We start from the raw sequence: 11,489 nt of genomic DNA, 5'->3' as shown, positions 1-11,489 counted from the left end.
GGGTCAGGCGGCGGCCGCTTTGGGCGCGTCGGCGAGACCGAAGTCTTCGGGAAAGTGCTCGAGCGCGGACAGCACGGGAAACGGCGTCATGCCGCCCATCGCGCACAGCGAGCCGGACACCATCGTGTCGCACAGATCGCGCAGCAGTTGCACCTGTCGCGCGGACGTGTCGCCGTTGCGAATCCGCGCAATCACTTCGACGCCGCGCGTCGAGCCGATCCGGCAAGGCGTGCATTTGCCGCACGACTCCAGCGCGCAGAAGTGCATCGCGTATTGCGCGAGTTCAGCGAGGTTGGATGTGTCGTCGTGCACGACGAGGCCGCCGTGGCCGACCACCGCACCGACTGCCGCGTACGCTTCGTAATCCATCGGAATGTCCCACTGGCTTTCCGGCAGATACGTGCCGAGCGGGCCGCCTACCTGCACCGCGCGCGCGGGCCGGCCGCTCGCGGTGCCGCCGCCGAAGTCGTCGAGCAATTCGCGCAGCGTCACGCCGAATGCGAGTTCCACGAGGCCGCCTTGCTTCACATTGCCCGCGAGCTGGAACGGCAGCGTGCCGCGCGAGCGTCCCATGCCGAAGTCTTTGTAATACGCTGCGCCGCGCGCAAAGATGACCGGCACGGTGGCGAGGGTGATGACGTTGTTGATGACGGTGGGCTGACCGTGCAGGCCGACGAGCGCGGGAACCGGTGGCTTCGCGCGAACTATCCCGCGCTTGCCTTCGAGCGATTCGAGCAGCGCCGTTTCTTCACCGCACACATAGGCGCCTGCGCCTTTCGCGACGAAGAGGTCGAAGCGCTGCGCGGTTGAACCGAGCACGCTGTCACCGAGCCAGCCGGCGGCGCGTGCTTTGGCGATGGCCGCTTCGAGCGTGGCGATCGAATGCGGATATTCGCTGCGCACATAGATATGGCCGATCGTCGCGCCGGTCACGACGCCCGCGATGATCATCCCTTCGATCAGCATGAACGGGTCGCTTTCCATCACGAGACGGTCGGAGAACGTGCCGGAATCGCCTTCATCCGCGTTGCAGACGATGTACTTCTGCGCCGCCTTTGCGCCACGCATGGTGCGCCATTTGATGCCGGCCGGGAACGCGGCGCCGCCCCGTCCGCGCAGACCGGATTCGATCAGCGCTTCGCAGGCGGCGTCGCCGTCGGTGAGAAGCGCCTGCTTGAGCCCTTCGAGGCCGCCGTGAGCCACGTAGTCTTCGATGGAAAGCGGATCGGTGAGGCCGATGCGCGCAAAAGTGAGCCGCTGCTGTTTCTTCAGATACGTTATCTCGTCGACCACGCCCACGTTGCGCGGATGCGCGCCGCCATCGGTAAAGCCCGCATCGAATAGCGTCGCGACGTCGCCGGTTTCGACATTCGCATAGCCGACGCGACCGTTGGCCGTCGCGACTTCGACAAGCGGTTCGAGCCACAGAAGCCCGCGCGAGCCATTGCGGACCAGATCGATGTCGATGCCGCGACGCGCGGCTTCGGCCTGGATCTCTCGTGCCAGTTCGTCAGCGCCGAGCGCCAGCGCCGACGAGTCGCGCGGGACATAGATGCGCGTCATGCCGTCACCTCCACGCGCTTACTGGCCGCGGCGAAGATCGCGTCGAATTTTTCCGGCGTGACCCGCGCGTGCAGGGTGCCGTTGATCGTCAGTGCAGGTGACAGCGCGCACTGGCCGAGGCAATACACCGACGCCAGTTCGACTGTCGCGCCGGATTCATGGTCCACGTCGAAGCGGCAGCCGGTTCTGTTCTCGATATGGCGTGCGAGCGCCTCGGTGCCCATGCTGCGGCAGGCTTCCGCGCGGCACAGTTGTACGGTGACCGCTGCCGTGGGTTGCGTGCGGAAGTGGTGGTAGTACGTGATGACGCCGTGCACTTCCGCACGGGACAGATTCAAGGTTTGCGCGAGCGGCGCGACAGCTGCGGGCGGCACGTAGCCGAGTTCGTCCTGGATCGCGTGCAGGATAGCCAGCAGCGACACGCCCGGCCGCGCGTGACGTTGCACGAGCCGATCAGGCGCAAAGGCGATGGAATTGTCCAATGTGGGTCGCTCCTCCAAAGTCATATATGCACTTGTTATTCATAATGCGTGCACTTATGCTTCGTTTGTTCGATATGATTAGCCGAACAATAGGCGCGTCAATCGGCGCGTGCAATAGGAAAAAATCGAGCATATATGATTAGGGTCGAGTGTCGGGCGCAGCTGGTGGTGACAGATGCGCAGGGTCGGGAGGCAAGCCTGTCGGACGTCGTGGCGCTGCTTGCGCTGGTGGATGAATCCGGCAGCATTGCGCAGGCTGCTGCGCTTAAGGGTTTGTCCTACCGTCATACGTGGGGGTTGCTGCGGGGCATCGAAGAACATCTGGGCGGTCCGCTGATCGCCAAAGAACGCGGGCGCGGTTCGGTGTTGTCGGAACTCGGCCAGGCAGTGTTGAGAGCGCAGCGCTTATGCGGCGAGCGACTCGACGGCAACATGCGCGCACTGGCGAGTGAGGTCGCAAGCGATCTGAACCGCTGGCTTGCGCCGCCCGGCGACGACGTGCGTATTCATGCGTCGCACGGTTACGCAGTGGCCGCGCTCGTCACCGCTCTGGTTGCGAACGACTTGCCGGTCGACATCAAGTATCGCGACAGCGCAGACGCGGTCAGCGCGCTCGCACGCGGCGAATGCGATCTCGCGGGTTTCCATTTGCCGCTCGGTGAATTTCGCGCGGCTTGTGCGGACACTTATCGGCGCTGGCTCGATCCGCAGCGTCACGTACTCGTGCATCTCACGCGGCGCAAGCAAGGGCTTTTTCTTCGCAAGGGCAATCCGCGCGGCATTGGCGGCCTCGGTGATCTGGCGCGCGACGACGTCCGCTTCGTGAACCGTCAGCCTGGGTCGGGCACACGTATGCTGCTGGACCTTGCGCTACGCAAAGTCGGCGTCGATCCGGATCGCGTCAATGGTTATGCGTCGACCGAGCTCACGCATTCGGCGATCGCGGCGTTCGTGGCGAGCGGCATGGCCGACGTTGGTTTCGGCGTTGAACCCGCCGCGCACCACTTCGGGCTCGACTTCATTCCCGTGGTCGACGAGGATTATTACTTCGCGTGCGAGCGGGCGCGCCTCGAACGCACGCCGCTCGAGGCGGTGATTGCGTTGCTGCGTGGCGACGGGTTTCGCCGCAGCGTCGATCAGCTGGAAGGCTACGACCCGCGCGACTGCGGCACGGTGGTCGATCTCGACATGGGACTTGGCGAGACGGTGGCGTAAGCGCTGGTAAACATCACCGCGCGGATCGCGCTGCACTTGGCGTCCGTTTGGGATACTCTTCAAGCTTCCGCTTCCGCCTTAACCGCGCCAGTCGCGCCGAATCGATATGAAAGTTCTTCTTCAAGCCTGTGCCGCCGCTGCGGCGGCTGGTGTGCTTTGCGCTACCGTGTCAGTTGCCTTTGCCCAGAATTCGCCGGGTGTGCCGGGCGGAATCCTGCAGGACCAGTTCCGGCTCGCCGAGCATCCGCAAATGCCGTTTGCCGCGTCCGCGCCTTCAGACAAATACCAGCACGGCAAGAAATCGTCCATGCGCAAGCGTGGCGATATGGGCGATCCGAATGGCTGCAACCTGCAATGCCCGCAGGACGAATGATGGTGGGAGAGGGCGGCCGTTTCGGCGCCCTGATTGTGTAGAGGCTTGACCCGTCAGTGCGACGATGGATCATGCAGACGCCGGCTTCGTGCCGGCGTTGTCATTTCTGACGGTGGACTGCAGCGCCGCGAAGTTCGGTTCACGGCTTCGCCGTGTGCCAGACGTCCTTGAACCCGTCGCCTTTCGTATCGCCTGCCTGTTTATCTTGCGCATACCGATACAGCGGATGGCCCTTGTAAGCCCACTGCTGCTTGCCATCGGCGGTCGGGATCAGCGTCCAGTCGCCGGAGGGCTTGTCACCCGACGCGGCCACGGCGGCCGGCCAGTATTTCATGCAGCCGCCGGTGCATGCGCTGACGCCGGGCGTGGTGTCCTTGTCGAACGTATAGAGCGACATGCCGTCGGCCGTGACGAAGCGGCCGTTATCCACTTTGGGCGCCTCGGCAAAGGCGGCTTGTTGTACCGCAAGCAACGTGAGCGTGGAGAGGCAGAAGAGTGTTTTGCGCATGATGTGGGCTCCTGATCAGAGGGTCTGTTCGCCGAGTCCGCCGCGCGGTCGGGCGCGGCTGACAAACGTCGGACGGTGGGACGGCTGGTTGATTCGGCTACTTCTTCGCTTGTTCGCTTTGCCTGTTCGCTTGCCTGTGCATTTTTGCCTGTTTGTTCTGCCTGTTCGCTTGCCTGTGCGTGTCACTTGTTTGTCGCGCGCTTTTCGTTCGGCTGCCCGTCTCGCTCGTTGTCTTCACTTACTTCGAGTTCAACGGATCGAGGCCGGTTCCGGCGATGTCCGCGGCCGCTGCGGGGGACGCGAGAAACTGCAGCAACTGGCGCGCTTCCTGTGGATGCTGCGACGCGACCGGAATGCCCGCCGCATAGCGCGTCACCGATTGCAGAGGCTCCGGAATCTTGCCGACGAAATCGACACCCGCCACCGGCAATAGCTCGCTGACCTGCTGGAAGCCCAGTTGATAATCCCCTTTGGCCACGACGGAAGCGACCGGAATCTTGGGAATCATCGTCGCCTTCGGCTTGAGTTGCGCCTCGATGCCCATGCGCTTGAACAGTTCGTTCTGAATATAGACACCGCTCGCGCTATCCGAGTAGGCAACGGATCTGGCGTCCAGCAGGGTCTTTTTGAAAGCGTCCACGCTGCTGATGTCGGGTTTCGGCGCGCCTGCGCGGACCACCATTCCAATGCGCGAATCCGCCAGTTCGACACGAGAATCCGGCCTCACCTTGCCTTCGGCAATCAGCTTGTCGAGCGCGTAGCCGACCATGATGACGACGTCGGCCGGTTCGTTGCGCTCGAGGCGTTTGGGGATGGCTTCAGCCGCGTTGCCCATGGACGGGCCATAGGCGATCTCGAGCGTGTTGCCTGAACTGGCTTCGTACTTCGGCGCCAGCAGCTTGTAAGCGGCCGTGAAGCCGCCGGAGTTCATGACATGCAGATCGACCGCCTGAGCTGCCGGGCAGACGATGGCGCTCGCGCAAAAGACGCTGACAGTGGCGAGCCTGGCGAGTTGGGTTTTGAGCATCGGGAACGTGGGTGCGTTGAGATGATGTGTAGTGGCGCGGCGCAGCGCGTTGCTGTCTGATTGGCGCGCATTGGAGCGGTTGCGCCTCGTTTGCGTTCTGTGTTTGCGTTCGTCCTGCATCTTCGACCAGGTCGTACGGTTTGGAACTACGTAGATACCCCATTACGACGTGCTTGAGACCGGCACTGTCATCGAGTCGAGCGGACAACAAAAAACCCGCAAGCAGACGGGCCGCTTACGGGTTCTCGGTGACGCATGAAGATGCTGCCTCTGAATCTACAGCGTGATACGGTGTTCTGGTGGAGGCGGCGGGAATCGAACCCGCGTCCAGAAGCACTCTACGACCAGTTCTACATGTTTAGTTCTGTCTTTTGATTTAACCGCAGCGACGCGGACGAACACGCTGCGCTACGGCGATTCACTAGTTTTTCGACCCGGACGTCGTGACTCCGTCAAGGCTTAACTGACGTATATGACCTCTGTCGGTATTGCTACCGGTCTTGCGACACTAGCCCGTCAGTGAACTAGGCAGAGGACGGCGGCCCTTAGGCTGCCAGTGCGAACGTATCGTCGTTTGCAGTTACGTTTTTCCCATTGATTAACGAGGTGACGGGTCCTCGACATGCCCTAGCCGCTTCGCAACCCCTGTCGAAACCAGGTCGCCCCCGCGGTTCGTTGCTCAAGCATCTGAGCCAGCGTAGATTTTACAATAAATTGACGGCTACGTCCTGACTGATTCACCTCGGGCCACCGGCGTCGCGCTGAGCTTCAGAGAGTTCTGATGCGCACTAGCCGATTTCTCGCAGCAAGGCCTGGAGTTCCGCGGGCGACTGCACGACATGCTGCGCGTGCCATTGCGTCGGGGGAATGTCGTTGCCGCAATAACCATAGGCGGCTGCGACTGTTTTCATGCCTGCCGCGAAGCCTGCCTGGATGTCGCGCAGGTCGTCGCCGACATAGACGATGCGCTCCGGCACCACGTCCAGCTCGCGCGCGGCATGCAGCAAGGGCGCGGGGTGGGGTTTCGAATGCGGCGTGGTGTCGCCGCTCACAATGCAGCCGGCGCGTTCCTCGAGCCCAAGCTGCGCGATCAGCGGTTCAGTCAGCCGCGCAACCTTGTTCGTGACGATGCCCCAACGCACGCCGCGCGCGTCAAGATCGTCGAGCAATTCGGGGATGCCCGGAAAAAGCGTGGTCTCGATGCACAGGTCGGCCTCGTAATTGGCAAGGAACTCTTCGCGCATCGACGCGAATTCGTGATCGTCGGGACCGATGCCGAAAGCGCCGCCAATGAGCCCGCGCGCACCCGCGGACGCAAGCGGACGCAGATCTTCGAGCGGCACCATGTCCAGACCGCGATCATGGCGCATCTTGTTCACTGCGGCCGCGAGATCGGGCGCTGTGTCGGCGAGCGTGCCGTCGAGATCGAACAGCACAGCCTGGCAAAGACCGAGTGCGTCGTCAGTGTCTTCGCGTTGGGGCAGGGGAGTGGGATCGCTCATTGATTGGAAAAGTCTGGCGGGTCGGGCGGATCAGAAGTCGCGCCGGCAAGCGAGCATGTAGTTCACGCTCGTGTCGGCGGACAGCACGAAATGCTTGCTGAGCGGGTTATAGACGATACCTTTGATGTCGGCAGTCTGCAGTCCGGCGGCGCGCACGAAGCCGGCCAGTTCTGATGGCCGGATAAAACGCGCGTAGTCATGCGTGCCCTTGGGGAGCATCCGCGCGATGTACTCTGCACCGATCACGGCGAAAAGGTATGACTTCACGTTGCGGTTCAGCGTGGAGAAGAACACCCATCCGCCAGGCTTCACCAGCGTCTTGCAAGCCTGCACGACCGCCGCTGGCTCCGGCACGTGTTCCAGCATTTCCATACAGGTGACGACGTCGTACGTTGCCGGCTCGCGTGCGGCGAGTGCCTCTGCGGCGATTTCCTCGTAATCGACGGTTACACCGCTTTCAAGGCTGTGAAGATCGGCCACGCCCAGCGCTTCGTGCGACAGGTCGATGCCTTTGACATGCGCGCCAAGACCGGCCATCGACTCCGACAGAATCCCGCCTCCGCAGCCAATATCCAGAATCTTTTTGCCAGCAAGATGCGCATGCGTGTCGATCCACTTCAGACGGACTGGATTGAGTTCATGCAACGGTTTGAACTCGGCATTCGGGTCCCACCAGCGATGGGCAAGGTCGCTGAATTTTTGCAGTTCGTGGGGATCGGCGTTGGTCATGGCGGAGGCTGCCTCGATGAGAGCGTTGAGCGAGCGCTCGAGGATAAACCCCGAGTATATAGGCCGAGGCGCCGAGCGGCAAAATCGCGCCGGCGCATCTGGTCACGCCACGCGTCTGGCTAGCAATGCCGGGAATCTGGGAAAACGGGCGGCAGCTCGAAGGACTCCGCGACTGCGCTTATGAGTTCACGATTGGCATAAAAAAAGCCCCGCCGAAGCGGGGCTTTGATACTGCGGTAACTTGGAGCTTATTGCTTCGAAGTACCGACAACTTCGACTTCCACGCGACGATCCGGTGCGAGGCAGGCGATGAGTTGCTTGCGGTTCTTCTGGTTGCAACCGGTGGTAACCGGGTTGCGCTTGCCTTTGCCTTCCGTATAGATACGGTTAGCTTCGATGCCCTTGCTGACCAGGTAAGCCTTCACAGCTTGAGCACGGCGCAGCGACAGACGGTCGTTGTACTTGTCCGAACCGATACGGTCCGTGTAACCCGTTGCGACCACGACTTCGAGGTTCAGCGCGCCGATCTTCGATGCCAGATCGTCAAGCTTTTCCTTACCAGCCGGCTTCAGGATTGCCTTGTCAAAGTCGAACAGCGCGTCAGCTTGATACGTGATCTTCTGGCTCGTGATAGCGGGCGGCGGAGCGACCGGTGCCGGCGGCGTCGGAGCTTGAGCAACCAGAGCGCCATCGCACTTTGCGTTGGCCGTTGCCGGCGTCCAGAATGCATCGCGCCAGCAGAGTTCGTTCGTGCCGTTCATCCACACGTATTCGCCGGTACCATTCACCCAGTTGTCGTTCGTAGCTTGTCGCGACGCCGGCACCGACTGTGCCATGGCGGATGCAGCCATAACCGCGGTAGCTGCAATGAACGCGAGCTTTGAAAGTTTATTCATATTTCTCCTCTCGAAATTGAGATTACCGCAGGTTTACTGCGAGCCTGTTGACGAAGACAAGTCATACATTGCTCGAAGTATAACATCGGTGTAGAACAAAAAACGTGCTGTGTAGACTTCGAGCAGTGTCTAACTCTTTGTGCGTTGGCATTTTGCCATATCGTTCCCTTCCAACGATAAAAAAATCTGCCCCCGATCAATTCGCCCTCCAATTGTGGTGCATGCGCAACAGAAGCAATTCGCCGGAGGCACCGCCAGTCATGGCTGAGCGGCGGATTGCCCCACGCACGAATCGAGCCTGACCGGCTCGAAAATGGGGCGTCGAAATGCCGCTTTTGTGCGTCTCATTAAAGGGCCACTAATAGGTATACGTGCGCGCGCCGGGCATGGATGCCTGCCATGTTAGAATCGCGTGATGCATTGCGCCTGCAATGCTTACGCGAAGGCGCGGTATTACCCTCGTCTTGGCACGTAAAAGATACGGATAATGGATCAATTCGCCAAAGAGACTCTGCCAATCTCCCTAGAGGAGGAAATGCGCCGTTCGTATCTCGATTACGCGATGAGCGTAATCGTAGGGCGCGCGCTCCCCGATGTTCGCGACGGCCTGAAGCCGGTTCACCGGCGCGTGCTGTATGCGATGCACGAACTGAACAACGACTGGAACCGCGCGTACAAGAAGTCGGCGCGTATCGTGGGCGACGTGATCGGTAAATACCATCCGCACGGCGACACAGCTGTATACGACACCATTGTCCGTATGGCGCAGGACTTCTCGCTGCGCTACATGCTGGTGGACGGACAGGGCAACTTCGGTTCGGTCGACGGCGACAATGCCGCGGCGATGCGTTACACCGAAATCCGCATGGCGAAGATCGGCCACGAACTGCTGGCCGATATCGACAAGGAAACGGTCGATTTCACACCGAACTACGACGGCAGCGAGAACGAGCCGGCCATTCTGCCCGCGCGCATTCCCAATCTGCTGATCAATGGGTCGTCCGGCATCGCGGTCGGTATGGCGACCAATATTCCGCCGCACAACCTGAACGAGGTTGTCGACGCGTGCCAGCATCTGCTCAAAAACCCGGAAGCTACGATCGACGAGTTGATCGAGATCATTCCGGCGCCTGATTTCCCAACGGCCGGCATCATCTACGGCGTGGCCGGCGTGCGCGACGGTTATCGCACGGGCCGCGGCCGCGTGGTGATGCGCGCACTCACGCACTTCGAGGAAATCGATCGCGGCCAGCGCATGGCGATCATCGTCGACGAGCTGCCTTATCAGGTGAACAAGCGTTCGCTGCTCGAGCGCATCGCCGAACTGGTCAACGAGAAAAAGCTCGAAGGCATTTCCGATATCCGCGACGAGTCCGACAAAAGCGGCATGCGCGTCGTGATCGAGCTGAAGCGCGGGGAAGTGCCCGAGGTCGTGCTGAACAATCTGTATAAGGCGACGCAGCTTCAGGACACCTTCGGCATGAACATGGTCGCGCTGGTCGACGGCCAGCCGAAGCTGCTGAACCTGAAGGAAATGCTGTCCTGCTTCCTGTCGCATCGCCGGGAAGTGCTCACGCGCCGCACGGTATATGAACTGCGCAAGGCTCGCGAACGCGGTCACTTGCTCGAAGGTCTGGCGGTTGCGCTGGCCAATATCGACGAGTTCATCGCGATTATCAAGGCTGCGCCCACGCCTCCCATTGCGAAGCAGGAGTTGATGGCGCGTCCGTGGGACTCGTCGCTGGTGCGTGAAATGCTGGTGCGGGCCGAGACGGAAAACGCGACGGCGGGCGGTCGCGAAGCCTACCGTCCCGACGGGCTCAATCCGGCATTCGGCATGCAGTCCGACGGCCTTTACCGCCTCTCGGACACCCAGGCTCAGGAAATTCTGCAGATGCGTCTGCAACGCCTGACGGGTCTGGAGCAGGACAAAATCATCGGCGAGTACCGTGACGTCATGGCCCAGATCGCCGACCTGCTGGACATTCTTGCGCGCCCGGAGCGCATTACGGCGATCATCGTCAACGAACTGACGTCGATCAAGACCGAATTCGGCGACGCACGCCGCTCGAAGATCGAACTGAACGCGACCGAGCTGAACACCGAAGACCTGATCACGCCGCAGGAAATGGTCGTGACCATGTCGCATGCGGGCTATGTGAAATCGCAGCCGTTGTCCGAATACAGCGCGCAAAAGCGCGGTGGGCGGGGCAAGCAGGCCACCGCGATGAAGGAAGACGACTGGATCGACACGCTGTTCATTGCGAACACGCATGATCACATTCTGTGCTTCTCGAACCGTGGCCGCGTGTACAGCGTGAAGGTCTATGAAGTGCCGCAAGGTTCGCGCAATTCGCGTGGCCGTCCGATCATCAATATCTTCCCGCTTCAGGAAGGCGAAAAGATCACAGTGGTGTTGCCGGTCAAGGAATTTTCAGCCGACAAATTCGTCTTTATGGGCACCGCGTTAGGAACCGTCAAGAAGACGCCGCTGGAGGCTTTTGGCCGCGTGTTGCGCAAGGGTATTATTGCGGTCGGTCTGGATGACGGCGATTACCTGATCGGCGCCGCCATCACCGACGGCCAGCACGATGTGATGCTGTTCTCGGACTCGGGCAAGGCAGTTCGCTTCGACGAAAACGACGTGCGTCCTATGGGCCGTGAAGCGCGCGGCGTGCGCGGCATGCAGCTCGAAGACGGTCAGAATGTCATTGCGCTGCTGGTGGCGGGTGACGAGCAGCAGTCGGTGCTGACCGCCACCGAGAATGGCTACGGCAAGCGCACACCCATCACCGAATACACCCGTCACGGGCGCGGCACGAAGGGCATGATCGCGATCCAGACGTCGGAACGCAACGGCAGGGTCGTCGCCGCGACGCTGGTGGATTCGGAAGCGCAGATCATGCTGATCACCAATACGGGCGTGCTGATCCGCACGCGCGTGTCGGAAATTCGAGAAATGGGACGCGCAACCCAAGGTGTTACACTCATCAGCCTTGACGAAGGAACCAAGCTTTCAGGTCTGCAGCAGGTGGCCGAGGCAGAGACGGATGGCGAGGCAGAAGGCGACACCGAGGGTCCTGCTGAAGGCGGCAATGGCGGCAACGGCGGTGAAGACGGTGGCGCGGCCTGACCCACGCCGGAGACATCCGGCCGTGGCTTCGAGTCCAGCGCCGTGAGTCAACGTCAACCGC

General features: G+C 61.3%; 10 protein-coding genes and 1 other RNA gene. 3 read left to right on the top strand and 8 right to left on the bottom strand.

Annotation, left to right across the window (positions count from 1 at the left end; all coding sequences use genetic code 11):
• Positions 1–3 precede the first annotated feature (3 nt).
• Both AAGS40_RS10945 and AAGS40_RS10940 read right to left on the bottom strand, forming a co-directional pair.
• Positions 4–1,563 carry an NADH-ubiquinone oxidoreductase-F iron-sulfur binding region domain-containing protein gene (locus AAGS40_RS10945; RefSeq protein WP_345811271.1) on the bottom strand — a complete coding sequence of 520 codons (1,560 nt, stop codon included), beginning with the start codon at positions 1,561–1,563 and terminating at the stop codon, positions 4–6.
• Complete coding sequence (locus tag AAGS40_RS10940) at positions 1,560–2,045, bottom strand: NAD(P)H-dependent oxidoreductase subunit E (protein WP_345811270.1); 486 nt, start codon at positions 2,043–2,045, stop codon at positions 1,560–1,562. Before AAGS40_RS10940 ends, AAGS40_RS10945 begins: the two co-directional genes overlap by 4 nt.
• Positions 2,046–2,180: 135 nt before the next feature.
• Between AAGS40_RS10940 and AAGS40_RS10935 the strand changes: the two genes are divergently transcribed.
• Positions 2,181–3,260, top strand: coding sequence for a substrate-binding domain-containing protein (locus AAGS40_RS10935; protein WP_345811269.1), 1,080 nt, complete (start codon positions 2,181–2,183; stop codon positions 3,258–3,260).
• 106 nt (positions 3,261–3,366) lie between these two features.
• Positions 3,367–3,633, top strand: coding sequence for a hypothetical protein (locus tag AAGS40_RS10930; protein WP_345811268.1), 267 nt, complete (start codon positions 3,367–3,369; stop codon positions 3,631–3,633).
• Positions 3,634–3,772: 139 nt separating this feature from the next.
• On the opposite strand, the gene AAGS40_RS10925 is transcribed toward AAGS40_RS10930, so the two are convergent.
• The 6 genes from AAGS40_RS10925 to ompA all read right to left on the bottom strand — a co-directional run bounded on the left by AAGS40_RS10925 (position 3,773) and on the right by ompA (position 8,295).
• Positions 3,773–4,141, bottom strand: coding sequence for a hypothetical protein (locus AAGS40_RS10925; RefSeq protein WP_345811267.1), 369 nt, complete (start codon positions 4,139–4,141; stop codon positions 3,773–3,775).
• A gap of 238 nt (positions 4,142–4,379) precedes the next feature.
• Positions 4,380–5,168 carry a substrate-binding domain-containing protein gene (locus AAGS40_RS10920; RefSeq protein WP_345811266.1) on the bottom strand — a complete coding sequence of 263 codons (789 nt, stop codon included), beginning with the start codon at positions 5,166–5,168 and terminating at the stop codon, positions 4,380–4,382.
• Positions 5,169–5,465: 297 nt separating this feature from the next.
• Positions 5,466–5,835, bottom strand: a transfer-messenger RNA (tmRNA) gene (ssrA, locus tag AAGS40_RS10915).
• A 121-nt stretch (positions 5,836–5,956) separates the two neighbouring features.
• Positions 5,957–6,670 carry a phosphoglycolate phosphatase gene (gph, locus tag AAGS40_RS10910; protein WP_345811265.1) on the bottom strand — a complete coding sequence of 238 codons (714 nt, stop codon included), beginning with the start codon at positions 6,668–6,670 and terminating at the stop codon, positions 5,957–5,959.
• A gap of 30 nt (positions 6,671–6,700) precedes the next feature.
• A complete protein-coding gene (gene ubiG, locus AAGS40_RS10905; protein WP_345811264.1) occupies positions 6,701–7,399 on the bottom strand; it encodes a bifunctional 2-polyprenyl-6-hydroxyphenol methylase/3-demethylubiquinol 3-O-methyltransferase UbiG in 699 nt (232 codons plus the stop codon).
• Between the two features lie 248 nt (positions 7,400–7,647).
• Positions 7,648–8,295, bottom strand: a complete 648-nt coding sequence (gene ompA / locus AAGS40_RS10900; RefSeq protein WP_345811263.1) for an outer membrane protein OmpA — start codon at positions 8,293–8,295, stop codon at positions 7,648–7,650.
• Positions 8,296–8,782: 487 nt separating this feature from the next.
• Here ompA and gyrA point away from each other — a divergent pair, with 487 nt between their 5' ends.
• Positions 8,783–11,428: a DNA gyrase subunit A gene (gyrA, locus tag AAGS40_RS10895; protein ID WP_345811262.1), complete on the top strand. Its 2,646-nt coding sequence runs from the start codon at positions 8,783–8,785 to the stop codon at positions 11,426–11,428.
• Positions 11,429–11,489 lie beyond the last annotated feature (61 nt).

This window comes from Paraburkholderia sp. PREW-6R (genome assembly GCF_039621805.1).
GTDB lineage: Bacteria > Pseudomonadota > Gammaproteobacteria > Burkholderiales > Burkholderiaceae > Paraburkholderia.
The sequence above is the reverse complement of the archived record's forward strand: the minus strand, read 5'-3'. Positions and strand labels throughout refer to the sequence as shown.